Annotated in this window: 30 protein-coding genes; 4 read left to right on the plus strand and 26 right to left on the minus strand. The window is 32.0% G+C overall.

Annotated elements, in window-relative coordinates:
- Nucleotides 1–44: 44 nt before the first annotated feature.
- The 5 genes from ABJF52_RS17855 to ABJF52_RS17875 are packed head-to-tail and all read right to left on the minus strand — an operon-like array spanning nucleotide 45 to nucleotide 3,358.
- Nucleotides 45–1,361 carry an acetolactate decarboxylase gene (locus tag ABJF52_RS17855; protein ID WP_348153353.1) on the minus strand — a complete coding sequence of 439 codons (1,317 nt, stop codon included), beginning with the start codon at nucleotides 1,359–1,361 and terminating at the stop codon, nucleotides 45–47.
- A 16-nt stretch (nucleotides 1,362–1,377) separates the two neighbouring features.
- Entirely contained in the window at nucleotides 1,378–2,352 is a 975-nt protein-coding gene (locus ABJF52_RS17860; RefSeq protein WP_348153355.1) for a permease, read from the minus strand.
- Nucleotides 2,345–2,752 (minus strand): OsmC family protein, encoded by a 408-nt coding sequence (locus ABJF52_RS17865; protein ID WP_348153357.1) that lies wholly within the window; start codon nucleotides 2,750–2,752, stop codon nucleotides 2,345–2,347. Before ABJF52_RS17865 ends, ABJF52_RS17860 begins: the two co-directional genes overlap by 8 nt.
- 15 nt (nucleotides 2,753–2,767) lie before the next feature.
- Entirely contained in the window at nucleotides 2,768–3,004 is a 237-nt protein-coding gene (locus ABJF52_RS17870; protein WP_348153358.1) for a thioredoxin family protein, read from the minus strand.
- 48 nt (nucleotides 3,005–3,052) lie between these two features.
- Nucleotides 3,053–3,358, minus strand: coding sequence for a metalloregulator ArsR/SmtB family transcription factor (locus ABJF52_RS17875; RefSeq protein WP_348153360.1), 306 nt, complete (start codon nucleotides 3,356–3,358; stop codon nucleotides 3,053–3,055).
- Nucleotides 3,359–3,606: 248 nt separating this feature from the next.
- Here ABJF52_RS17875 and ABJF52_RS17880 point away from each other — a divergent pair, with 248 nt between their 5' ends.
- Nucleotides 3,607–4,083: a DNA starvation/stationary phase protection protein gene (locus ABJF52_RS17880; protein ID WP_348153362.1), complete on the plus strand. Its 477-nt coding sequence runs from the start codon at nucleotides 3,607–3,609 to the stop codon at nucleotides 4,081–4,083.
- Nucleotides 4,084–4,140: 57 nt separating this feature from the next.
- On the opposite strand, the gene ABJF52_RS17885 is transcribed toward ABJF52_RS17880, so the two are convergent.
- The 10 genes from ABJF52_RS17885 to ABJF52_RS17930 form a co-directional block, all read right to left on the minus strand.
- Nucleotides 4,141–4,980 (minus strand): SDR family oxidoreductase, encoded by an 840-nt coding sequence (locus ABJF52_RS17885; RefSeq protein ID WP_348153363.1) that lies wholly within the window; start codon nucleotides 4,978–4,980, stop codon nucleotides 4,141–4,143.
- A gap of 128 nt (nucleotides 4,981–5,108) precedes the next feature.
- Nucleotides 5,109–6,056 (minus strand): L-histidine N(alpha)-methyltransferase, encoded by a 948-nt coding sequence (locus ABJF52_RS17890; protein WP_348153365.1) that lies wholly within the window; start codon nucleotides 6,054–6,056, stop codon nucleotides 5,109–5,111.
- On the minus strand, nucleotides 6,057–7,205 hold the full coding sequence (gene egtB / locus ABJF52_RS17895) for an ergothioneine biosynthesis protein EgtB (protein ID WP_348153366.1): 1,149 nt from the start codon (nucleotides 7,203–7,205) through the stop codon (nucleotides 6,057–6,059).
- A gap of 1 nt (nucleotide 7,206) precedes the next feature.
- A complete protein-coding gene (locus tag ABJF52_RS17900; protein WP_348153368.1) occupies nucleotides 7,207–7,935 on the minus strand; it encodes an SIP domain-containing protein in 729 nt (242 codons plus the stop codon).
- Nucleotides 7,936–7,942: 7 nt separating this feature from the next.
- The gene (locus ABJF52_RS17905; protein WP_348153370.1) at nucleotides 7,943–8,572 is read right to left on the minus strand and encodes a ferric reductase; all 630 of its coding nucleotides are present in this window, start codon (nucleotides 8,570–8,572) and stop codon (nucleotides 7,943–7,945) included.
- A complete protein-coding gene (locus tag ABJF52_RS17910) occupies nucleotides 8,573–8,953 on the minus strand; it encodes a nuclear transport factor 2 family protein (protein WP_348153372.1) in 381 nt (126 codons plus the stop codon). It abuts the gene before it with no gap.
- Nucleotides 8,954–8,957: 4 nt separating this feature from the next.
- On the minus strand, nucleotides 8,958–9,155 hold the full coding sequence (locus ABJF52_RS17915) for a hypothetical protein (protein ID WP_348153373.1): 198 nt from the start codon (nucleotides 9,153–9,155) through the stop codon (nucleotides 8,958–8,960).
- Nucleotides 9,148–9,789, minus strand: coding sequence for a class I SAM-dependent methyltransferase (locus ABJF52_RS17920; RefSeq protein WP_348153375.1), 642 nt, complete (start codon nucleotides 9,787–9,789; stop codon nucleotides 9,148–9,150). Before ABJF52_RS17920 ends, ABJF52_RS17915 begins: the two co-directional genes overlap by 8 nt.
- 180 nt (nucleotides 9,790–9,969) lie before the next feature.
- Nucleotides 9,970–10,419 (minus strand): hypothetical protein, encoded by a 450-nt coding sequence (locus ABJF52_RS17925; protein WP_348153377.1) that lies wholly within the window; start codon nucleotides 10,417–10,419, stop codon nucleotides 9,970–9,972.
- A gap of 95 nt (nucleotides 10,420–10,514) precedes the next feature.
- Entirely contained in the window at nucleotides 10,515–11,378 is an 864-nt protein-coding gene (locus ABJF52_RS17930) for a helix-turn-helix transcriptional regulator (protein ID WP_348153379.1), read from the minus strand.
- Between the two features lie 226 nt (nucleotides 11,379–11,604).
- Between ABJF52_RS17930 and ABJF52_RS17935 the strand changes: the two genes are divergently transcribed.
- Together ABJF52_RS17935 and ABJF52_RS17940 are read left to right on the plus strand one after the other, a co-directional pair.
- Nucleotides 11,605–12,744, plus strand: a complete 1,140-nt coding sequence (locus ABJF52_RS17935) for an MFS transporter (protein ID WP_348153381.1) — start codon at nucleotides 11,605–11,607, stop codon at nucleotides 12,742–12,744.
- A gap of 79 nt (nucleotides 12,745–12,823) precedes the next feature.
- Entirely contained in the window at nucleotides 12,824–13,558 is a 735-nt protein-coding gene (locus ABJF52_RS17940) for a helix-turn-helix domain-containing protein (protein WP_348153383.1), read from the plus strand.
- A gap of 9 nt (nucleotides 13,559–13,567) precedes the next feature.
- Here the strand turns inward: ABJF52_RS17940 and ABJF52_RS17945 are convergent, their stop codons facing one another.
- The 8 genes from ABJF52_RS17945 to ABJF52_RS17980 all read right to left on the minus strand — a co-directional run bounded on the left by ABJF52_RS17945 (nucleotide 13,568) and on the right by ABJF52_RS17980 (nucleotide 20,414).
- On the minus strand, nucleotides 13,568–13,867 hold the full coding sequence (locus tag ABJF52_RS17945) for a DUF1905 domain-containing protein (RefSeq protein ID WP_348153385.1): 300 nt from the start codon (nucleotides 13,865–13,867) through the stop codon (nucleotides 13,568–13,570).
- 186 nt (nucleotides 13,868–14,053) lie between these two features.
- The gene (locus tag ABJF52_RS17950; RefSeq protein WP_348153386.1) at nucleotides 14,054–14,827 is read right to left on the minus strand and encodes a TIGR03915 family putative DNA repair protein; all 774 of its coding nucleotides are present in this window, start codon (nucleotides 14,825–14,827) and stop codon (nucleotides 14,054–14,056) included.
- A gap of 205 nt (nucleotides 14,828–15,032) precedes the next feature.
- Nucleotides 15,033–16,292: a putative DNA modification/repair radical SAM protein gene (locus ABJF52_RS17955; RefSeq protein WP_348153388.1), complete on the minus strand. Its 1,260-nt coding sequence runs from the start codon at nucleotides 16,290–16,292 to the stop codon at nucleotides 15,033–15,035.
- Nucleotides 16,293–16,453: 161 nt separating this feature from the next.
- Nucleotides 16,454–17,932: a cryptochrome/photolyase family protein gene (locus ABJF52_RS17960; protein ID WP_348153390.1), complete on the minus strand. Its 1,479-nt coding sequence runs from the start codon at nucleotides 17,930–17,932 to the stop codon at nucleotides 16,454–16,456.
- Nucleotides 17,933–17,949: 17 nt separating this feature from the next.
- The gene (locus tag ABJF52_RS17965) at nucleotides 17,950–18,420 is read right to left on the minus strand and encodes a DUF4174 domain-containing protein (protein ID WP_348153392.1); all 471 of its coding nucleotides are present in this window, start codon (nucleotides 18,418–18,420) and stop codon (nucleotides 17,950–17,952) included.
- A gap of 57 nt (nucleotides 18,421–18,477) precedes the next feature.
- Complete coding sequence (locus tag ABJF52_RS17970) at nucleotides 18,478–19,632, minus strand: DUF3095 family protein (protein ID WP_348153394.1); 1,155 nt, start codon at nucleotides 19,630–19,632, stop codon at nucleotides 18,478–18,480.
- A 159-nt stretch (nucleotides 19,633–19,791) separates the two neighbouring features.
- Nucleotides 19,792–20,001, minus strand: a complete 210-nt coding sequence (locus ABJF52_RS17975) for a DUF2945 domain-containing protein (RefSeq protein ID WP_348153395.1) — start codon at nucleotides 19,999–20,001, stop codon at nucleotides 19,792–19,794.
- 2 nt (nucleotides 20,002–20,003) lie between these two features.
- Nucleotides 20,004–20,414, minus strand: coding sequence for an ArsC/Spx/MgsR family protein (locus ABJF52_RS17980; protein WP_348153397.1), 411 nt, complete (start codon nucleotides 20,412–20,414; stop codon nucleotides 20,004–20,006).
- A 166-nt stretch (nucleotides 20,415–20,580) separates the two neighbouring features.
- Here ABJF52_RS17980 and ABJF52_RS17985 point away from each other — a divergent pair, with 166 nt between their 5' ends.
- Nucleotides 20,581–21,174 carry a hypothetical protein gene (locus ABJF52_RS17985; RefSeq protein ID WP_348153399.1) on the plus strand — a complete coding sequence of 198 codons (594 nt, stop codon included), beginning with the start codon at nucleotides 20,581–20,583 and terminating at the stop codon, nucleotides 21,172–21,174.
- 3 nt (nucleotides 21,175–21,177) lie between these two features.
- Here ABJF52_RS17985 and ABJF52_RS17990 read toward each other — a convergent pair whose 3' ends face one another.
- From ABJF52_RS17990 to ABJF52_RS18000, 3 genes are all read right to left on the minus strand, one after another.
- On the minus strand, nucleotides 21,178–22,704 hold the full coding sequence (locus tag ABJF52_RS17990; protein WP_348153401.1) for a GH3 auxin-responsive promoter family protein: 1,527 nt from the start codon (nucleotides 22,702–22,704) through the stop codon (nucleotides 21,178–21,180).
- Between the two features lie 73 nt (nucleotides 22,705–22,777).
- Nucleotides 22,778–23,341 (minus strand): type 1 glutamine amidotransferase domain-containing protein, encoded by a 564-nt coding sequence (locus tag ABJF52_RS17995; RefSeq protein ID WP_348153403.1) that lies wholly within the window; start codon nucleotides 23,339–23,341, stop codon nucleotides 22,778–22,780.
- Between the two features lie 167 nt (nucleotides 23,342–23,508).
- Nucleotides 23,509–24,549 (minus strand): succinylglutamate desuccinylase/aspartoacylase family protein, encoded by a 1,041-nt coding sequence (locus ABJF52_RS18000; protein WP_348153405.1) that lies wholly within the window; start codon nucleotides 24,547–24,549, stop codon nucleotides 23,509–23,511.
- Between the last annotated feature and the right edge of the window lie 22 nt (nucleotides 24,550–24,571).

Genomic DNA, 24,571 nt, shown 5'->3' on the forward strand with positions numbered 1-24,571 from the left:
TTATTCGGAATTAGTATCGTGTATGATTTTTAAATACAACTAATTTAATCAATACATTTTAGTTTGTTTTTATTTAGAATATCAGTTTTAATGTAATCATTTTTTAAAACAGGATTCCACTTAAAATCATATAGTTCAGTTACTGTAAAATTATTTTTGGGGTTGGTAGTCAGTAGTATATCGGTGAATTGGTCTTCCATTATTTTTAATTTATCGATATCACAAGCAGGTAATTTTCCTTCTACTGCTAGTGTTCCAAGCGCATCTATTTCTTTCGGTTTAAGGCCCTTTTTCATTGAAACGCCTACTGTTTTTTTTGTATCTATTCGTTGTACCCTAAACAATTCATCCATAGCATCGGAAACATAAAATGTATTGAATTGATATCTTCCACCAGTAGTGTAAATAGCGGCATCAGTTAAACATGGTGAAGCTTTACTAACAATACGCGTATTTGTTCGATCATAAATTCCATCTAAATACAATTCGTTTAGTGCTTGCCGCAATGCCAAATGCCCTACAACAAGTCCATCGCAAAGATGTCCGTGAAACTTAACCAAATCATCGATTTCTATATTTTGAATATTACCTAATCTGCCTTTAGAAAAATCAGTATCGTTAACACGCATACCAGTTTTAATAGTGGATTCTTTTTTAGGTAGATAAAGTTTTAAAGGGTTATTACCGGATGAAATTTTGTCCAAATGTCCCATAAAAGTTTGGTCATCTTTTAAAAAGTGGACATGAACAAAACTTTTAGACCCAGTAAATATTCCTTGATGTTGTTCTGAATAGAATCCTATTATTTGCCCTTTGACTTTGTGTAAATTAAATTTTTGAGATTTTATATCTGGTCTATATCCTTCCACGTCAGCACTTCTTGGGGTTACAACATGAGCTGTTAACTGTTCAATCTCACCCTCAATTTTAAAAGCAAAGGGTTCATTTAAATCATAACCTTTACTCATGGCAATCGTCGCAACTTTATTTTGAATTTCATCAATACTATTTAATGAACCATTTATATCGTAGGCTTGCCATTCTTTTACATTGCTATAGACAAAAAAAGGAGAGCGAATATCCCAACTTTGACTAACCATCGCTTTATTATCTACTAAAGCGGAAGCATAGAAAGGTTTGCCATCGACTACGGTAATTTCACCTTTCATTTTATCGTAAGGTCCCATAGCAAATAAATTCGATGTGTCGGGTAAGGTATCTAACCAAACCTTTAGGTTATATTCAGTTCCCATATCTTTCATGGCTCCTTTGGTATAAACTTTTGGAGTAGTTTGAGCTTTCAGATTTAGTGTTAAGAATGCTGTAAATAGAAAGTATATGAGAAAGTTCGATTTTTTCATGGGTATATTTAATTGATTACAAAATAAGGTTAAAAAGATAGCCCGATATGATAATACAGAGCGTAACTACGCCAAAGAAGATGGCAATTAATTTAACTGACATTACTTTTTTAAGCAATGTGGCTTCGGGTATTGATAGTCCTACCGTTGCCATCATAAAAGCTATTGCAGTGCCCAGCGGAACTCCTTTGGCTACAAATACCTGAATAATTGGTACAATACCCGCAGCATTTGCATACATAGGTACAGCTAGAAAAACTGCAAGTAAAACTGTCCACCATTGGCCACCACCTAAGTAAGCATTAAAGAAGTTTTCCGGTACAAAGCCATGCATAGCGGCACCTATAGCTATGCCTATAATAACGTAAAGGAGAACACCTTTTACAATATCCCAGGCGTTACGTGTAATTTCAGGCAACCGTTGTTTAAAAGTTCTATTCTCGCCTTCAAAACTGGCTTGCTGCATTTTATTGGCGAGAATTGCTTTTACCCAATCGGATAATAGGGGTTCTAGGTTAAATTTGCCCAACAACCATCCGCCAATTGTACCTAATAAAATTCCAGAAATAGCATAAATTAAGGTGGCTTTAATACCGAACATGCCTAAAAACATAGCAACGGCAACTTCATTAACTAATGGTGAAGTTATTAGGAATGCGAAGGTTACCCCAAGTGGAATACCACCTTGTACAAAACCTATAAACAATGGTACCGAAGAACACGAGCAAAACGGAGTTATGGCACCAAAAATGGAAGCAAAGAAGTATTCCAATCCATAGAGCTTTTTCTCATTTAGGTAATTTTTTAGACGTTCTATGGGGAAATATGCTTTTACAATTCCCATTAAAAACACTATGAAAAATAATAGAATAAGAATTTTAAGAGTATCAAAAACGAAGAAGTTTAATGCGGTGCCGAAATGAGTTTCGGCACCAACATTAAAGACTGAATAAATAAGCCAATCCGCAAAATGTTGAAGCCAATTAAACATCTCTTTCTGTTAAAATGGTGCCAGTAATGTCGCATGAAAACTTTACTGTGTTAAATATGGTTCCAAACTTTTCAATGTTCTTTTTTAAGAGGTCTATATTTAACTTATCGTCATTGCCGTAAATAGTTAATTCGTAATTAATATTATCCATTCTAGGCGGATGCTCTAACCGCGTGGCATTTACTTTTACTGCTGCTTTTGTATAAGTGAATTTCATCATATGGGAAAAACGCTCAACATTTTTAAGCATACAAGCAGTAAAGGAACCCAAAAATAATTCTGCAGGGTTCGGTAGCGTGGTAGCTGTTTGCGATGTTGTACCAAAGTGAATGTTAGATTCCTTAATGTGAATTGTGGCATCTTGATTAGCAATGGATGATGCCTTGATAAAATACTCCATAACTTTTTGTTTTAATTAGTTTAAAAATGCTAACACCTCTTCTTTTGAAGGTATTCTACCTTTCGTTTTTATAACATCATCTATCACCAAAGCAGGCGTAGTCATTACATTATATTTCATAATTTCCACAATATCCTCTACTTTTTCTATGGAAGCATCAATGCTATTCTGGTCAATAACATCTTTAACTACCATGGTTAATGTTTTACATTTTGGACAACCTGTTCCTAAAATTTTAATTACATGACTCATAATAATTTTATTTGTTTATCGGCAATAGACGATTAGATTAAAAAAATATTACTTAAAAAACTGATTGAACAAACGCTTTGCTATTTTCCAGTTTTCTTGATTAATACAGTATTTTATTTTGGGTGGTTTAAGCTCACCTTGAATTAAACCAGCATTTTTTAATTCTTTTAAATGTTGCGAAACTGTTGACTGTGCCAAAGGAAATACATCGACCAAATCACCAGTAAAGCAACACGATTGTTTTTCTAAATGTTTTAGAATGGCAATTCGTGTAGGATGTCCTAAAGCTTTTGCAAATCTTGCTAGTGCCTCGGTATTTTCTTTATATACGATATGCTCTGTGCTTCTTTTCATAATTATAATCGTAAAATTACGATGGGTTTTTGAGATGAAATGTGACTATTGTCACATAAGCTTATTTTTTTTTAATTTATTTCTAAGGTTTATTATATAGTTTGTTTTTTATCATTTCCTCATGGATATTGGTTTTTTAAAATTATCAATATCGGTATAATTAAAACTTATGGCATGTGTAACTTAAGTTACCGGCTACCTTATGCTTACTAGCTAATTTTACTTCATAATTAAAAAGCAAAATGATTATGGAAACTTTAGAAAAAACAGTAGGATTGAATGAGGATTATAAAATTGACGTAACCAATAAACTTAATATGCTTTTAGCAGATTTTCAGGTGTATTATATGAACCTAAGAGGTTTGCATTGGAATGTAAAGGGGAGAAATTTCTTCTTTTTACATGAAAAATTTGAAGAGCTTTATACGGAAACCAATGAAGTAGTAGATGAAATTGCAGAGCGTATTTTATCTTTAGGATTAAATCCCTTGCATACGTATGAAGATTATATAGACAATAAATCTATTAGAATAATTAAAAATGTATCTGATGGTGATACTGCTGTTAGTTCTATTTTAAATAATCTAAGTGTACTATTACTTCAAGAAAGAGAAATTTTAGAATTGTCTTCTGATCAAAATGATGAAGGAACTTCTTCGTTAATGAGTGATTTAATTTCGGGACAAGAAAAGTTGATTTGGATGTTAAAATCTTATCTAAGTTAAACGAAGAACAAAAAAGAGCCAAGGTCTTGTTTAACCTTGGCTTTTAATTTGTAATTTTTAGAATTCTTTTACTAGGTCTAATGCAGATTTATGTGGTCGTCCTGTTGCCTTTTCAAAATCGGAAGGAACATCATTAGCTCCATTTTTAATCCCTTCGTAGATTCCTGCAATTACTGTCCCCATAAATTCTCCCAATTCCGATGTTCTTTCTTCTAAATATGCGTCAAAAGTTACCGAGTTATACGCAAGATTTGTGTTGAAAACTAGGTTTATGTAATCAGCAAGTTGACTTTGTGTAATGGGTTCACCTACGAGGTTGTATGTTTTACCATTATGTTTCTCTTCTACAAGCATTTTGGTATAAGCAAAACCTAATTCTTCTCGGCTTGTGTAGGTACATTTTCCTTCGCCAGCACAATTTCTAATTTCACCTTCTTTTAAATAAGTTTCTAAATATTCTAAATCGGGTTCAATGTAAATTCCATTTCTACCTATAACCCATGTTAAGCCAGAATTTTTAATATCTTCTTCGGTTTGACGATTACTTTGTACTATAGGGCTGAAGGCATTTTTGTTTTCATCTCCAACTATACTGGTGTATACTATTTTCTTAACACCATTATTTTTTGCGGCATTAATTACATTTCGGTGTTGTTGAATTCTTTTTTTTGGGTCGTCCATGCCAGAAACTAAAAGCACAGCATCAATATCTTTTAAGGCTATATCAAAATCCTGAACATTATTATAATCTCCTTTTCTAATTTCTATACCTAAATGCTCTGCTCTTTCCGGTGTTCGGGCAATCCCTATAACATTTTCTTTGCCAATTTCTTTAATTAAATGGCTAACGATTGACGCACCTAATTTTCCGCTTGCTGATGTTACTGCTATTTTCATGAGATAGTTTTAATATTCTTTTTACCATTCAAAGTTGCGGTTAATACTTTGTATAATTTAGATATTTCTTAGCTTAAAAATGGTAAATATGTGATGTGAAAATCAAGTAAAAGTTTTGATGATCTTTTTTAATGCCTTGTAAGAATATAATCTGCAAAATATTCTTTACTATCCATGATTTTTGTTACAAGAGTAAAATCTGTATCGTTAATTATTTTCTCAATCAGTTCATCATTATACTTTCTAGAAATTTCGGTACGTATCTTTTCACCTGCAACGAATTCATAAGATTTACCAATATTTTTTATAGTTACCGTCTGATTTACTGTACTAACTATAAAACTTTTTGCAATGCCTTCTTCTTCGTTGTATTCAGGACGATGTTCAAAATTCGCTGTTTTAAAATCCGCTCCTAATTCATTATTTATTCGGTCCATTAAATTGAGATTAAAGGCCGCAGTAATTCCATTACTATCGTTATACGCCGGAAGTACTATTTCTTTTGCCTTAATTAAATCTACACCTAATAATAATTTATCACCAGCATTGAGGTTAGACCCTAAATTATAGATGAATTGAGTGGCAACTTCATCAGTCATATTACCAATATTTGAGCCTAGAAATAATATAACTTTAGGTTGTTTACTTCTTTTTAAAGAGTCTAATACTTTAAAATAATCTCCTTGTTTCGGTATAACAGAAACATTTGGTAGCGCAGTATTTAGGTCTTTCTTTAACAGTTTTAGTGCATTCGAAGAAATATCAATTGGAAAATAATCGAATTTGAAATTTTGAGCATCAAGTTCTCTTAGTAGTTCTTTAGTTTTTAAACCATCGCCAGCACCAAGTTCAATTAATTCGAAATATGAATTTAGTTTTATGTCAACCCCGTCAATTAAATCTTGAGTTTTATTCTTAAAAATATCCAATTCACTACGAGTAAGATAATACTCTGGTAAATTCATTATTTCAACAAAAAGCGCATCACCTTTTTTGTTGTAAAAATATTTTGAAGGAAGTGTTTTAGGACTTGCGTCAAGACCTTCTTGTACGTCACTCTTAAATGTGTCTATCATCTATTTAGCTAATCTTATTCCAGTATACTGCCACCTTTCGACGGGGTTAAAAAAGTTTCGATATGTTGGTCGACTATGATTTTTAGAAGTAGCTACGGAAGCTCCTCTTAAAACCATTTTATTGCTCATAAATTTCCCATTATATTCCCCAACGGCTCCATTTTCTTTAATAAAATTGGGATAGGGTAGGTAGGCACTATTTGTCCATTCCCATCGCCGGCCCCAGTCCAATTGGTTTGCGGCTATTTCCCATTCGAACTCACTTGGTAATCGCATGCCTTTCCATTCGGCATATGCATTAGCTTCATAATAATTTACATGTGTTAAAATGGCATTTTTATCTACCTTTTGTAAACCGGATAATGTATAATAATGCCATTCACCATCAATAATATGCCAATACATTGGCGCACTAATATTATTGGAATTTACCCAAGACCAACCTTCATCTAACCACAAATTAAAATCTGAATATCCACCAGATTCCATAAATGCTATAAACTCACCATTGGTTGTCAAGTGATTGTTAATCTCGAAATCAGCTACATAAACCTTATGTACACCCAATTCATTGTCATAACAAAAGCCTGGGCCTTGGTGACCAATATTATAATTTCCGGCTTTGATTTTTACACTTGAATTATAGGTGTTGAAATCATTAACTAAATGAAATGCTTCATGGAACTCGGGGAAAATTGGATTGTGCCCAAGCATATATTTTACATCTGTAACCAATAACTCTTGGTGTTGTTGCTCATGATTTAGACCTAAGGTTACCAAGTCTATTATTTTTTGTTCAGAAACATCCTTTAGAAATTCAAACATTTTCGTATCCACATAGGCACGGTATTCAAATATTTTATCAATACTTGGTCGCGACATATTGCCTCTGTTATTTTGTAAAATTCTATCACCAGCATTATTATAATAACTATTAAATAAATAGTTGAAATTAGCATTGTACTCCGTATAATTCTCTACGTAATTTTTTAAAATGAATGTTTCAAAAAACCAAGTTGTATGGGCTAAATGCCATTTAGCTGGACTCGCAAACTGAACCACTTGAATTGAATAATCTTCAATTTCCAAATGGCTACAAAAATCAATTGTTGCCTGCCGTACTTGTTTATATTTTTCGTGTAATATCATTTTATTCTAATCCTTTTTTATCTGGATTCCAGAATGGTTTAGTCTTAATTTGTTTGGTGTTCCAGTTTAATTCATGCCTAAAAAATTGGTTTAAAGTCACACAAACTCTACTATCTCCAGCAATGTATACCATTTTTTCTCCTGGCATGTTTGGGAGGGTAGCCTTTATATATTTTAAAATTTCTTTAGTTGAGTTTTGTGGTAAGTTATGAAAATTAAAAGGGTTACTACCATTGATATCTTTAAAGAAATCTTGTGTATGCGAACTATAAATAATTCCATTAACTTGCTTATTTTCTGGTAGATTTCTATTTAATATATACAAGTGAGAAAGAGCAGATAAATCACCAACCATTAAATAACTATCGGCAGTAGCATCAAGTAAAAAATTTCCTTTTTTCCATTTAAAATATACACTATCACCTTCATTACAGTTTTCGACCCATTGTGCACCTATTCCTTTACTTTCGGTTGCAATTGCAAGATCTATATAGCCATCGATTTTATTAATATCCCAAACACTATAACTTCTTATTTTATCTTTAAATGATAAATCATCATTGCCAATACCAATACCTAATCGTATAAAATATCCTGGCTCAAATTCAGCTTTCTTAATACTCTCGCTTTGTAATCTAATGCTATAAGCAGATTCGGTAAGTTGTATTTTTTTTGTGATTACGGCATCTTGTAAAACGAACTTTTTAATTATACTTTCTAGTAAACTCATATTAAAATTATGATTTTGCAGCTTTTCTGCTTTTTCGCATTTTTAATATTTCGTCCTTTATAACAGGCACGCGAATAATAAACCCTAGACCTACAATAACAGCATAAATTATCCAGGTTTTATCTAATATAGCCACGTGAATTAAGCTCAATAAAATGGCGACATAGGCTAAGCTTTGTAATTTCTTCCATTTCACTTTTAATAATTTCATTGATTTTCGGTTTGATGTGAAAAGCAATGGTATTATTATAAGAATTGCAATAAACCCGGCAACATAATTTACCTGAGTAAAAGTTTCCAAAAAACCTTCAGCAGCTACAAAAATTATAAAGTGAAGTATGCTCCATATTGCAGTCGCTATTCCCATAGCTTGCCTTACAAAAAGATTACTTACACCGAAAATTATAAATACAGGTGTTAAAGTTAATACGGCCGTCATCCATCGTATTGCGAATTCACCAGAAACGTGATATAACATTTCTAAAGTAGTTTTGCCCTTACCGCCAGATTCTTCAATAAGGCTTATTGTTATAGCGTCAGAAAAATCGAAATGAAGCATATTAAATATAGCTAATAAAGGCAGCGAAGCTAAAACTGCCACTATCATCCAACCGTAATTTTGTTTTAAAAATCTCATTTATTTGTACATAGTATTTGTATTCATAGCTGTTTTTGGTATTTGTTGAATACTATCCCAGTGTTCAACTATTTTACCAGCATCAGAAAATCTAAAAAAATCCATAGTAATATATTCATCATTGTCGGGCCAAACTTGGTGTGTATGTAGCGCCACAAGATTCCCTTCTGAAACTGCACGAACGAATTTTATAGATTTTTCTGGATATTCTTTTTGCATCCGATTAAAGTAATCTATAAAAGCTTGTGGACCATCAGCTACTAGAGGATTATGTTGAATATATTCATCGCCCACATAAAGCTCAACGGCTTTTGTTGGATTTCCTTCATAGGCCATTTTATAAAAAGCTATTGCATTTTTTTTATTCGTATCTGTGTCCATACACTTAGTTTTTTATTTTCAAGGCTTCTAATTCAATTTCTAAAGCTTCAGCCTTTGCTTTAAATTTTTGCATGGCCTTTTTAAGTTGACCAATTTTTTTAAATGCCTCTTCATCTTGTACAGCTTCGTAAACTGTTTGACCATTCTTTTCTTTAACTTTTGATTTACTGCCGCATGTTGGGCAACTAGCTATATCACTCATTATTTTCTTTTTTAAAATGGATTAAAACCGCTTTCCCACCAAATGTAGGATGCATAATGTAATTAGGGTTTTGACTTACTGCCCTTAAAAATACTTGCGTATCAGACATTTCTGCATTATCTACATAAATAATCGTATTACTAGTAAAGTTTGGTTCCAGCAATTGAAAAAGTGGCAAATACAAGTCTTTCCAACCGTCTAAAAGTAATAGGTCTATGGTGTCTGTATAATTCTTTAAGGTGTCCATTGCATTTCCAATTCTCACCTCGATATATTTTTCTACCCCGGCTCTTTTAAAATTTTCAATGGCTTTATGAGCTTTCGATTCTATTAGCTCAGTGGTTATAATTTTACCACCTGTTTGCTGTACACCTTGTGCTAAGAATAATGTAGATATGCCAAAAGAAGTGCCAAATTCTACAATATTTTTAACATTATTTACTTTAATTAACCGTTTTAAGTGTTCCCCTTGCTGTCTAGAAATTGCAAGATAGGCATCCTTAAAGTCTATAGGCTCAAAGTGCTCTGAGGTTCTATTCTCTAGCGCTCTTAAAATTCTATTTTGGTCATTTTTTGCATCGTTATATAGCGCTTCTAATGTGTCTTCTATTTTATAATTATCTAAAGTAATCATGGGTAATAAATATATAAGGTGAACATCGTTGAGACCAAAATGAACAACAGTAAGGCCTACTATTTTTAGACTATGTGATTAACAGTACAAAGTTGAATAAAATGATTGGCTTTTTTATTATCAAAGCGGTGATAAAAATGGTAAATGTGGTACCTAATACTATTTTAATAGGAGGATAATTTATTCTACCATTTTTAAATGATCAATGATTCCACTTCTAAAAACCGTTCTTAATTTTCTTTCTGGTTTATCTTGATAACCAACTATAATGGAGCTGTGTACTATCATTTTTTTAAAATCAAAAACAATTGTTAAGTAGTCTTTTATTCCTGTTTCATGCCAGTTTATTAAGTACATTTCGTCGCCAATTTTTCGAGAACGATACGGTATGTCTTTATTCCCATTCCCAGTAGCTGGTCCTGCTACCCATTCATATTTGGCCTTTCCATTATTAAACTCCATGTGAATAGCAGTGCCATTTTGATATTGAAAATTTAAAGAGTATCCATCTAGTAAATATTCTGGTGCTCCAAATTCGTAGTTGTAATCTGTAACTGTTTTATTCTGCGCTATACCAACACTTATATTTAATAAAGTGATACCTATAAGTACTATCAATTTTGTTTTCATTTTCTTTGATTTTAAAGTTTAATGCAAAATTGATCTAAAGTGTTTTATCTGCACAGGTAAATAATTGACTTAAAATGGTAAATGTGAGTAAGTGTCTACAATTCTAATTTGAATTGCTTTGGGGTTGTTCCGGTGTGTTTTTTGAAGAATTTGGTAAAGTTAGTTACTTCATCAAATCCCATGGCATACCCAATTTCTTTTAAACTTTTATTGGAACTCGCGATGGCTCTTTTTGATTCAAGAATCACAAAATCATCAATGAAAATTTTAGCCGTATTTAGAGTGAATTCTTTTACAACCAAGTTGAGATGTTTAGTAGAAATAAAGAGCATGTTTGCATAATCTTTTACATTTCGAGTAGTGGTATATTTTGATTCTACCAGATCTTTAAATGCTAAGAATATGGGATAAAGTTTAGCGCTACTACTTTGCAAATTTTCTGTATTCGATTGACGTTCTAATCGTAATAAATACAGACATAATAGCGATGCAATAATATTTTTTTGGGCGTAAGTGTTTTTAGATTGGATTTCTAATATTAATTGATTTAGAAAATTTTCATTCCCTTTCTTATCATTAAAAATAGGACTTGATAAATGATAATTATATAAATGGGTTATAATTTTTATTGATGATTTAGAAAAATAATTTACTAAAAACCTTTCGGTAAATAATAATAAAAACCCTTCATATTTTTGAATTTTTTGAAAAGCATGAATTTGCCCTTTTGATATTTTAAGTACGGTACCCTTTTTTAAGGGATAGTCTTTTAAATCTATTTGATGACTTCCTGAGCCCTCGGTAACAATTAATAATGCAAAAAACGATATTCTATGTGGGAGTGTAGGATTATGGTCTACAATACTGGGTATGCGTGCAAATAATTGAGATAGATTTAAAAGTTCAAAATCCTTAGTGTTGTCAGCACTTTCAAAAGATATGTTAGGAATGTTCTTCAACTACTTTGCGGTTCAATTCTTATGCAAAAATCAATTATATAGCTCAAAGCTATGTTTAGATTTTTAAAGTCCTATAAAGATACATAAAACCAAAATCAAGATAAAGCTAAGGTGACAATCACTTATATTAATTGTTACTGAAACCTTATAGTTAAATGTCCATTTTTGCACACTATTTTGGCATAATGGTAAACTTTATACGTGAGATTTGAATGAATTTTGCAGTATGAATAAATTATCGAACTTAGGAATTTTTACTTTGCTGTTAGTTAGTAGTTTAACTATAATGGTGGGTACAGTTATCGCACCTTCACTTTCAGGAATTGTTACACACAAAAATTTGTTTTTTTCACCAAGTTGGTTGCTAACCTTACCTTCTTTAGGAGTTGTACTATTTGCTCCTTTAATTGGGCGTTTATTGAATAGGTTCGGAACAATTAACTTATTGTATATGGGTCTTGTTCCTTATGCGGTTTTAGGATTAATTGGAGCATTTATTTCGAATGATTATTTGTTAATTATTGATAGAATCCTTCTTGGGGCAGCAACTGTGGCTATTCAGGTTTCTGTAACCGCTTATATTGCGGAGTTGTTCATTGGTGAGGCTAGAATGAAAATGATTGCATGGCAAGGAATGGCAATTGAATTTGGAGGTGTAGTTTTTTTAGCTATGGGCGGTGTATTGGGCGAAATAAATTGGCAATACCCATTTTATATTTATTTGGTTGCACTAGTATGTTTGCTTTTAGTAATGAAATCATTGCCTAAAACCCAACCTAAATCTAAAGAAAATGCCACTACCTCTAATGTAGTTGAAAATGGTAAATCTAAGGTTAAGCTAATTTTTAGTGCATCATTATTGGCAATGATGTTGTTTTTTATTGGCTTCGTTACATTGCCATTATATTTACCTCAAACATTTGAATTTAGTGAATCCCAGACCGGATATCTCATGGCATTTATTTCGGTAATAGCTATTATTACTGCCAGTCAAATGCCAAAGATGGTTATGATTTTAGGAGATGGCCGTACTGTAGTTCTCGGATTTCTATTTTTTATGTTAGGATATTTGGTGCTGGCAACTACCCTCAGTTTTCCATTTTTGGTTTTAACAGTATTGTTTATTGGTATCGGTTTTGGTTTTACAATACCTTTATTAAACCATATGATGCTTGAGGCAAGTACATTGAAGAACCAAGGTAAAAATTTAGGTTTGTTTTCAATGGCAGTTTTTGGAGGACAGTTTTTATCTACATTTATAGAATATATTTCTAGTAATTACAAGGCCATTTATGCTGTCTCTTCAGGCTTAGCACTAGTTATTGGTTGTGTTATTTATTTTATGTTCCGAAAATTGGACAGTTAATAACAATGATAAAATCATTTACTTTTGTAGCATACCTTAAAAGTAAATGCAGAACGAACATTGGAAAAGTAAAATTCAATTGATTAATGTATTTGAAAGTAATATTGTATTGCTGTCAAATAATTCAATGGGCATTTACTTTGAATTTGAAACTAAAAACAAATTAATTGTTCATTTTAAACCATTAAATGAGGTTTTTAAGAGTGAAGCATTTAATAATAATAAGGGTGTTTTATTAAATTTTGAAAGAGATTTAATCGATGAAGACGATATTGAATATGTATTAGATGTGATGTCGCTATTCAATAAATACCCACTATTTATTTTAACTGATATTATTGAAATCAAGAAGATTCGTAAATTAATTCAGTTGTTAGAGAATGAATTTAAAGATGAGGCAGTATCTTATATAATGCTGAAAACATTATTGAAAGTTTTGTTGCTTCATTTAATTCGGTTTCAAAATGATGGTTTTTTAGAACAAGATTTGAATCAAAAAAGAGTATTTGAGTTTTTGGAACTTATGGAAATTCATTTTTTACAGGAAACCGCCACTAAATATTATGCAAATAAAATAGGGGTTAGTAGTAAACGATTAAATCAAATTTTAAAAGAAAAACTTAACTTAACGGCTAAACAGATTATACAACAACGTCAAATCACAGAAGCAAAACGTAGGCTTGTACGTAGTGAAATTTCTACAAAGGAATTAGCTTTTGAATTGGGATTTGATTCTATGAGTAGCTTTTCTAGGTTTTTTAAAAAATATGTAGGTGTCCCTCCTTCGGAATTTAAGAAAGAGAGTTTAGCCTGAACTATGAGCTTAAATCCAAATTCTGATTTCAACTTGCTTATTAACTTTCAACCCAGTTTTTTTTCTAATTTCAGATTTAATAGGTAATACGTAGGTGTCTGATTTTGAATCGAACCAAATAGCTGTATCCCATTGTACTGCTTCAATTTCTGCAAACGATTTCATTCTTCCCCAACCTTCTTCTTGCCAACCAAGATTTTCTCTTATTTCTTTTGATATAATTATAGGCAATGAAACAAAATACCAACCACCAGGTGAATCGTGTTGCCACATTTTAGATGTAAATCGATATTTAATTTTGCCGTTCATTACTGGGTACTATTAGTTCTAATCTATTAAGAAAGTGTCTACCTAATTATGACAATTGTATCGTAATTGTTGACTAATTCGGGGGAAGAATATTTAAATGTTATTTAATAATTATGGGCCGTATTATTTTATTTTTCAATAAGTTAAAAAATAAAAGTGTTGCTTTTAACTTTTACCGAACTTTTCTTATAGCTCTTTTTTTTCTGAAAGGTATTTCCAATATCTTTTAGGAACGTGTTGTATGTGTAACTTTAAATTTATTCGCGATTGTATAGAAGTACTTTTAAAGTAGTTATTCCATAAGTTTTGATATTCAAATTCGGCCTCCTTAAAAACTGAACTTTTGGATAAACTATTAGCGTAAATACTTTTTAAATCTAATGTTATTATTTCAAGATTCTCTAAATTATAAAATAATCCGTAATTACGTTTTACATCATAAATAATCCATTGCTGATCTGCATATCTATGTTTAAAATGTTTGGATATCAATGGAAGTACATCATAGTCGGGTTCAATATTAGCGAAGTACACATTGTCTTTCGTCAATTGAAATCGTACGAAGGCCTCCATACGATGTTTTTCACGTCCTACTTTATGCGCTAATTGATTGATTTTTAAGATACAATCATCGCTATAGTCGGTAGATTTATGTTGTTTAGGTTTCATTAATTTTTGAACAAAAATGTAGATGAAAGCTTCAATGTTTTTTTGTTCACTTAGATAAGCGTAGTATATATTTTTAAGAGCGTTCTTATTTTTTTTCTTTATGCCATTTCGTACGCGTTCTGCTTTTTTATTGCAAGTAAAAATGGTTTCTATTTCATTAAATAAACCACTTTGAAGCTGCCCTTGTCGTTGAATATCGGCATGGTTTAGTTTTTGTTCGAATGCATAAAACACAGCCGTTAGCAAACCATTAAAGCTGCCATCATAAACTAGTGTTTTTTCAGTATTCATTGGTGAACCCTAATTTTTATGTAGTACTATATACTTCAAAAGTCGAAGACGTTTCTTAAAATTATGTTTGAGTACAACCACCTTATAACCCATTGATAAAAATTGATTCTTACTGCGTAATGTAATTAAGTTAATAATAGAATTTGAAACATTTGTAGTATTGGTAAGGTGTTCCATAGGATAGGTTTTGAAGGTTTGAAAATTATTAGTTGAACAATGACAATTGATTATTAAAATGATTTTTGAACTTACTATTTTGAGATTGTAAAATCATGCCTTTAATTTTTGCAGCATCTAAATCGCGTCTTTCCCAGTCTCGAGAGTTGCAAATGATAAAATACTTTGCACGGTTTAAGGCAATGCCCATTTTTTTTAAATGAGTCCAATTAAGACTGCGATGTTTTCTTCCACTTAAAATTTTATGTACTGAACCCATTCCTATACCCGGTATTCTGGCTAACATTCTTTTGTCAGCTTTATTAATATCTACTGGAAAATAATTTAGATTACGTAGTGCCCACATTAATTTTGGATCAATATCCATTTCTAAATTTGGATTTTTTGCATCTAAAATTTCATTTACACTAAAACCATAAAAGCGCAGTAACCAATCGGTTTGATATAACCTATTTTCTCTTAGCATGGGCACTTCAGAGCCAATTGAGGGCAACCGATTATCTGTGGAAATAGGAACATAACCGGAGTAATAAACGCGTTTCATTTTATAATTTTTATAGAAGTGAGTGGCGGAATACATGATGTCTTTGTCAGATTCACCAGTAGCTCCTACAATCATTTGTGTGCTTTGTCCGGCGGGGGCATATTTAGCAGTACTACGAATTATTTTCCGTTCTTCTTGATATCTTATAATTTCATTTTTAACCTTTAGCATTGGCTTCGTAAAATCTTCATGCTTTTTATCAGGTGCCAATAATTTAAGTCCAGAAATTGTTGGTATTTCTATGTTTACCGATAAACGATCTGCATATAAACCTGCTTCATACATGAGCTCATCACTAGCACCAGGAATTGATTTTAAATGAATGTAGCCGTTGAAATTCTCTTCTATACGGAGTTTTTTTGCCACTGCAATTAAACGTTCCATTGTGTAATCGGGGCTTTTAAATATTCCCGAACTCAAGAACAATCCTTCAATATAGTTTCTTCTATAAAAATTGATTGTTAGGTCTACTACTTCTTGTATTTTAAAAGCAGCCCTTTTTATATCATTACTTTTTCGGGTAACACAATAGGCGCAATCGAAAATACAATGATTGGTAAGTAATATTTTTAATAAGGACACGCATCTTCCATCCTCGGTATAGGTATGGCAAATACCGCTGCCTGTATCGCCCAAACCATTGTTTTTATTTTTGCGATTACTTCCGCTACTAGAGCACGATACATCGTACTTAGCAGCATCGGCTAATATGTTTAATTTTTCCTTAATTCGATTAAAATCCATATCAACATGTAATTAATCCAAAATTATGGAAATATTCCTAAAATTGGAAATATTCCAAAATAATAGTTGGACTATATCCAAAAATCTTTATTAAGAGGTTGATGGATTATAGTGTTTATGTGTTAATCAGGAAGGGAAATAGGAGCTTAACTCGGTTGTTTTTAGGACAATTTTAATTCTATAAACTTTTCAGCTTTAGCAATGTGCGTAGTGCGTTTTTCTTCAGACATTCTATTCAATGAATGTACTAACATTGTCGTTCTAGGATTAGATTTAAAAAATTCTTTATGCTTAATCACAAAATTCCAGAACATGCCCTCCCACGTACTTTCCCAATCTCCTTTAGGGTAGTTGCTCATTTTTTTAATGTAGTTAGACCCCCCAATGTAGGGTTTAGTTGCAAAGGTACCGCCATCGGCAAACATGCACATACCATACACGTTTGGTACCATTACCCAATCGTAGGCATCTATAAACAATTCCATGAACCATCGATATACTTCCTTTGGGTCAAATTCACATAAAAGCATAAAATTACCAAGTATCATTAATCGTTCAATATGGTGACAATAACCAGTTTTAAGCACCTTTTTTATGGTATTATCAATGGGATCTACACCAGTAGTGCCATCATAAAAGGAAAGCGGAATTTTACGTTGAAAATTCCAAAAATTACGTGTTCTTGAGAACCTCCCTTTACAGAGATACATGCCTCTTATAAATTCACGCCAACCTATAATTTGCCTTATAAATCCTTCGGTGGAATTAATTGGTATGCTTTCTTGTGCTGCAAACGATAGGCTTCGTTCTACGATGTATTTAGGAAGCAGTAAACCAGTATTGAGAAGCGGAGAAAGTATACTGTGATTTAAAATAATTTCTTCTTTTAGCATAGCATCTTCATAGCTACCAAAATCATAAAATCGATATGCTAAGAACTGTTCGAACCATTCATTGGCTTCATGATGCGTAATAGGATAAAATCGATTTTTAGAAATATCACCTGGATTCTTTGAGAAATTATGTTTCGTATAATTGATAGCCTCATTCCATACTGGCGATGAATTTGGAAAAAAAACGGCGGGTGGAGTTTTGTTTTTTGGATATTTTTTTCGATTTTCTGAATCGAAGGTCCATTTGCCGCCTAATGGTTTATCATCAGCATCTAATAAAATATTGCGTTGTTTTCGTTGTTGTTTATAAAAGGTGGTTTGAAAAAAAGATTTTTTGTCGGGTCTAAAAAAACTGTTTAAATTTTCTTTGGTATTTAGAAATTGTGGGTCGGCGTAAGTCTCAATTTCACAGTTATTGTCCAAAGCATGTATGCGCTTTAAAAGCCAATCATCTGTTAATTCAATTAGGTGGATGGCGGTTATATTTTTTTCTTTTATTACTTCATGAAAATTTCTGATGTCCGATAAATAATTAGCCGAATCTATATAATGAACGTTAAGATTTAAACTTTCTAAAAACTCTTGATAAGCTTTCATGGATGCTCTATGAAAAGCTATTTTTTGTTTGTGAAATTTAAATTGTTTGAAAAATAAATATTCCTCTATTAGGTAAATATCATGACCATTTCTCAAAAGGGGACTTTTAAGAAATAATTGATGAGGGAAAACTATATTGATAGCTTGCATTAACTTTTTAGTGATTTTTATTTGGGTTTTTTATTTTTTATCTCAGCGCTTCGCATTGGCATAGAATCAACAATTTCATAAAGCCTATTTTTCTTTAGTAACCTTGTTTGGCGAAGCTTAATACCTCCGTCCAATCCAAGTAGTATTATTTCAAAATTGTTATTTTTTCTTAGCATTGTTTTGGTAAATTCTTCAGTTACTAATCCTGAACTATTTAATGCTGAATTCTTATAATTACGGAATACAAACGAATCTCCTATTACCTGATATAGTACAAATTTCCTTTCAATTTGGTCTTGGATAGAATTTTTAAATTCATTTAATTGTTCTTTGTAAATTTTCGAATTTTCATCATCAGTTTTAATGATTAATATTCTATTTTCCCATATATGTTTTTGTAAATCCTGGGCAGCCAAATTCAAAATTGAAAAACACATACATTGAAGCACTAAAATTAATTTGATTATCGGTAACTTTTTTGTCTTCATTTTTATTTCAATTTTAATTCAAAATTCTCAAACTAATTAATTTGATAAAATATCATGTTATGCCTTCAGTTTCGACTTAAACATTTTTGCCGCAGCGGTATAACCTCCTTCTGTTCCATCTACAAAATGAGCATGATTCTTTTTTCTATCCAGCACATAACAAGACATAATGGAAGCGTGAGTTACATGAAGTCCGTATATTATTTTTTTATCTTTTTCCAGTTGATTTAAATACTTTGTGAAATCATCAATTTTACTTTGTTCAGCGGTGAATATGGTATTAATCATGCCGTCGAGCATGAAAGTATGTGATAATTGACCAATCTGATTTAAATACTGTTGACCATTAGATGTTAACGTTAAATAAAGCTTGCCAATGTGCACTACAATCCAATTCTTTATTAGATAAATCCAGCTTTTATCTGCTAGACTAATTTTCATTTCTTTCCAGATTTTAGATATGCCGTTATCCAAAGTCAAATTGTTGCTTTTAATAGGCCTTCTGTTTTGAAAAGTGCCAAAAATCTGGTCCATCTGAAATAATATGTCCTTATAAATAGCTCGTTGTTCTTCTACATTAACAGTGTCTATCAATAAACAAATTACTTTTTTTTGAGTTATTAATGGATTAATCACTTTCCACCTACACTCCATTCCCTCTAAATTTAAAAGGTGTTTTTTAAAATCCTTTAAATCATTTTCCGCGAAGGTGTTTTTGATAATTTCTTCAGCTATTTTAAGGCCATTGCCAAGTACAATGGGAATAGCGAGTTGTGAAGTTAATTGATGTTTGGCTAAATATAATTGATGATTTTTTTCTACTAAACTTTGAACGGATATATGGCCAACCCTAAGTATTAAATTAGTTTTTATTTTTATATGAAGACTATAGTTGTCCAAGACAATTATAATTTTTTCTAAAAGAGATGTTGGTAGTAAAAAAGTGGCGCCATCGCCACCGAAGAAGTAAGGAATTTCAACTTTTTGTTTTTCTTTTCTAATCGTATTTAACACAGAAATGATTGCTCCCGTGGCTGTTAGATTTATTTGATGGTGTCTGCCCTCATCTACCGCTTGAGTAGAATTCTCAATATCGACTACAACTACATGCCACCTAAGGGGAACCGCTGTAAATGAAGATGCAGAATCCAATAACTTTACTAGTGATTTATTAGAATTCTTTAAGTCAGTATAGTATTTTATATCGTCCATTACCTTTAAATAATGTAAGCTAGTTTATGAAGCAAATACATTTTAATTAACCTCTTAGTTATTTTTCAAAAAGTGGGGCAGGGGAATGGAAATTCCTTTACCTAAATACACGCTGCCAACTTAAGAAATTTGTTTAGACTAAAAATACTATTAATATAACTAAAGCTTTTGTACTTCACTTTCACTTTTTAGTACCCTGCTTCCGTCAGATTGTTCTATATATAATGCTTTGTTCCCCGTTTCACCATTTCTAGTTATCTCAGTACCTTTTATGGTTTTCGTAATTTTCTCGGTATAAGTATTCATTACTTTGCCTGTAGCTGTACCATCGCCCCAGTTCCATTTTACTTCTGTTCCTTTCCGTATCATATTTATTTATTCTGATTTTCCAATTTCGCGCTATCGGGTTCAATAAATTTTACCACATCCGATGGCGTGTCAATGCTGTAAAAGTTATCACCAACTAATAAAATTGGTTTGGACACCAATTGCGGATTTTTTTCTAAAATTTTAAACCATTCCGATTCCTCTAAACTAGCACAACTATCACCATAAACTTTTTTAAATTCTGGTTGTTCTTTATCAATTAGGTCTGAAACATTAAGGTTTAGTCCATCCGCAATTTCAGCCCATTGAGTGCCGGTTAAATTGTCTTTACTAGTATTGATTGTGCTTATCTTTTTTTCTGATGATTTTACATAGGCTTTCGTTTGTTTACCTAAGGAATTCTTGGAATTATAAAATAATTTAATTTGATTTTCTGCTGTTGCTAGTACACCCATAATTTTGTTTTTATTCTAAATTAATAGTTAGTTGACCTTTATGTTAGTCCTATCCGTTTAGATGCTAACCCATATGCTATTTGGGCTTGCGTGCCCTATAACTCTTTGTTATATTGAAATTAACCACTACAGTTATAATTATAGTTTGTGGTGCTAAAGAATATAAATGCAACACTTAATTTTTTTCATATTAATGTCTATGACAATTACCGCACAACACGAAATTCCGGAAAGTATTAATGAAGAAACAAACATAGCGTTGTCTTATTATCCTGAATTAGAACAGACAGCCATTCAATTTAAATTTAAAAAGAAGATTAAAAAATCTACCATGCAAGCGCAACCGCTTTTTAAAACCCTCTTTTCAAAAAAAAGATATTATGTAATTCTAATAAGTGAAAAGTTTACGATTGGTGACACTTCCTATTTAACGAAAGATATTCCAAAAGATATTTTAATTGGATGGATTGGCCATGAACTCGGTCATATAATGGATTATCAAAATAAAAGTGCTTTCGGATTAATTTGGTTCGGTATTAAATACGTATTCTCTAAAAATCATATTAAAACTGCGGAGCGTGCCGCAGATACCTATGCAGTAAATAGTGGAATGGAAAATTATATTTTGAAAACGAAGAATTTCATATTAAAACAAGCAGGTATTCCGGAGAAATATAGAAATAGAATTAAAACTTTGTATTTATCTCCCGAAGAAATTATGCAGTTAATTGAAGAACGCGATTTAAATAAAGTGTTATAAAGACTATGCTTGTTTTTTTACAAAATTCTCCCATGTTTCAAATTTATCTTGACCCATTACACGTTCCATTTTAACTTGTCCACCTTTTTTCTTGTTCTCACCACTCCATTCATGAAAAACCGATTGATTAACTATCGTTACTTTTACTCCTTGTAAAGCTTTTGAGCGAGCGACTTTATAATTTTTATTTGCAGCTTTTAAAAATTCATCCAATGCGGTAGCTATTTCTTTTGAATCTATTGTAGTGTCTGAACCTAAATACCACGAATGATAAAAACCATCTTCATATTTTTTTGCACACAATGTATATTCCGGTATTTGAACATCATATTTTTCTTCTACTTCCGAAACTGCCTTGTCTAGCTTATTTACAGATAGCTGTGAGCCCACTGTGTTTAAAAAGAATTTTGTTCTACCAGTAATTTTTATTTCTGCTTTTTCTACATCAGTAAATTCAATGGTATCTCCAATTAAATAACGCCATGTACCAGAAACTGTACTCATAATAAGTACATAATCTTGGTCCAATATTACTTCTTCTAAGGTTAAGGCTTTTGCATTTTGTTTGATGGATCCATCTTCATTAATGATTTCTGCAGTAAAAGGAACGAATTCAAAATAAATACCATTATCTGTAACAAGCTTCATTGCATCTGTTTCTGGTCTACTTTGAAAAGCGATAAAACCTTCTGAAGCTAGATATGTATCTATAACAGTTATTGTTCTACCCAGTAAGGCATTAAAACTTTTTTCGTAAGGGCCAAATGCAACACCGCCTGAAGTATATACTTCAAGGTTGGGCCAAATGTCATGAATGTTATTTAAATTATGTGCTGAGATTACTTCTTCTAACATCAATTCAATCCATGAAGGTATTCCGCTTAATGCTCCGATATCCCAATTAGGTGCTTCTTCAACTATTTTTTTTACTCGTTGATCCCAATCGTCAATTTCAGCAATTTCTTGTCCCGGTTTATAATAACCTCTAAACCACGAAGGAATATTACTCGCACTTATACCGCTAATTTCACCTTCTACATGATTCTTTTTCTCAGTTAAATCTGTAGAGCTACCTAACATTAGAATTCCTTTTTCAAAAAACTCAGTAGGAAGGTCAAAATTATTGAGTGCTAACACTTGTTGAATGCCAGCATTTTTAATGGCAGAAATCATATCCTGTGTCACTGGTATACGTTTACTCGTTTTGCCTGTAGTTCCTGAACTTAGCGCATAATGGTCAGCGCTACCAGGCCATGTAATATCAGCTTGGTTGCTTTTGTATTGTTGTTGCCACCATTTATCATGAATGCTCTTATAATCGAAATAGGGAATCTGTTCAGCAAAAGATTTCTGAATATTATCAGCCTTTAGAATTTCATTGAAATTATATGCTTGACCAAATTTTGTTGTAACTGCTTTCTCCAATAATTCTTTTAATACTTGTTTTTGTTCTTCAATAGGAGTGCTATCTGAAGTAATTTTATCAGCAGTGTGTATAAGTCCTTTAATTAATGATCCTAATATTGGCATAAACTCTATTGTTTTAGGTTGATTAAAATAAAAGGAGTGGATTTATAATCCACTCCTTTTTATACTTAAATAATTAGGCATTAACCACTTGGTCTTCGTGTTTACCCTCTTTAACTTCCTCAATTATTTTATTAATAAAGGCGGGTAAGTCATTAGGATTTCTGCTGGTAACAAGACCTTGGTCTACTACAACTTCTTGGTCCACCCAATTTGCGCCAGCATTTATCACATCATCCTTAATGCTATGGTACGAAGTTACTTTTCTATTTTCAATTACTCTCGCACTTATTAATAACCAAGGAGCGTGACATATGGCACTTACTGGTTTTCCACTTTTAAAGAATTCGCGAATAAAATTTAATGCGTTTTCGTGGGTACGCAATAAATCAGGATTTGCTACTCCGCCTGGCAGTACTAGTGCATTGTAATCATTTTCATTAATGTCGTTTACTAAATAGTCTACATCAATGGTTTCACCCCAATTATTGCCGTCCCAACTTTTAATTGGGCCTTGCTTTACAGAGATGACATCAACTCGTGCACCTTCATTTTTTAGTGCTTTCAGGGGTTCAAAAAGTTCTGATTTCTCGAATCCGTCTGTAGCTAAAATAGCTACTCTTTTATTTTCTAACTTCATTTGTGATGTTTTAAATTAAATGAGAATTGCTTTAACTCTCTGATGTAAAATTACTTATGAAGTTGTTAAAAGATGTGCTGTAATGCTACAAATGTGGATGCATTTAAAAAACGATTGAAACACTGTAAAAGAAATAGATTTATGAAATTACTGGCGTTTTGGTTTGTTTATAAATGGGTGCTAATACACATAACAGTATCGCCATCATTAATTGGGGGGGTGGCAAGTTTGTATAAGATAATACCAGAAGTATCTGCAATGTATTCGGCAATTACATTTCCAAATTCATCAGTAGTATATCCTACCTTGTCACCTTTTTTTACTGAATCTCCTGCTTTGTATTTGCTATAAAAGATGCCATTCTCATTGGATCTAATATAGGTTTGATTATTTAATAAGGTAAAGTTAGTTTTCGGCAGTGTGGTTTTTTGATACATCTTCATTTCTTTAAGCATATTGTAAACACCATTTTTTATAGTGCTCACTGCTTCTTTTTGTACATTGCCTAATTTGCCACACTCGATACTTAGCGCGGTTTTCCCATCTTGTACAGCTTGCTTAAAAACATATTTCGCGGCTTCATCATCGGCAATAGTATAAGGGTATGAAACAACATATTCAAAGCCGCTAATTTCAGATAGTTCTTGAGCCTTTTGTGTTTGCTTGGGTTTATTTTTATTATTGTAATAGCACACAAATGGAATAAGGTCTTCGCAGGCATCGCCCCCATGAATATCTAAAAATACATCTGTTACTGGAATAATATTTTCAGAAATTAAGAAGGCTAATTTCTCGGTAATGGTACCAGATGAATTACCAGGAAAAGCTCCATTCAAATTTACATTGTCTTGTGGATTCATAAAAGGCGTTCGCGTGTAAAATGAGCCAATATTTGCTATGGGTATTATTAGTAATGTACCAGTTAAATTCTCCGGATTAATTTCTTGTAATAATTCTTGAGTGGCCATAATAGGCGGGTATTCAAATCCATGAACACCAGCTACTATGGTAAATACAGGACCGTCTTTTTTTCCTTTTATGATGGAAATTGGTAAATATCCTTTGTTTCCTAACTCATCTTCAACATCAATTCGAAGGTTTTCCTTAGAAGGTCTGATGTCGTTTTTAAATATTTCTTGAAAATTGTTTTGTGAGGTTCCTGAATAAATGGAAAACAACATTAAAAAAATTGTAAGATATTTTGACATAAAAATAGTTTTAACAGCTTGT

The sequence above is a fragment of the Aurantibacter sp. genome, assembly GCF_039941195.1.
In the GTDB taxonomy this organism is placed as follows: Bacteria; Bacteroidota; Bacteroidia; order Flavobacteriales; family Flavobacteriaceae; genus Aurantibacter_A.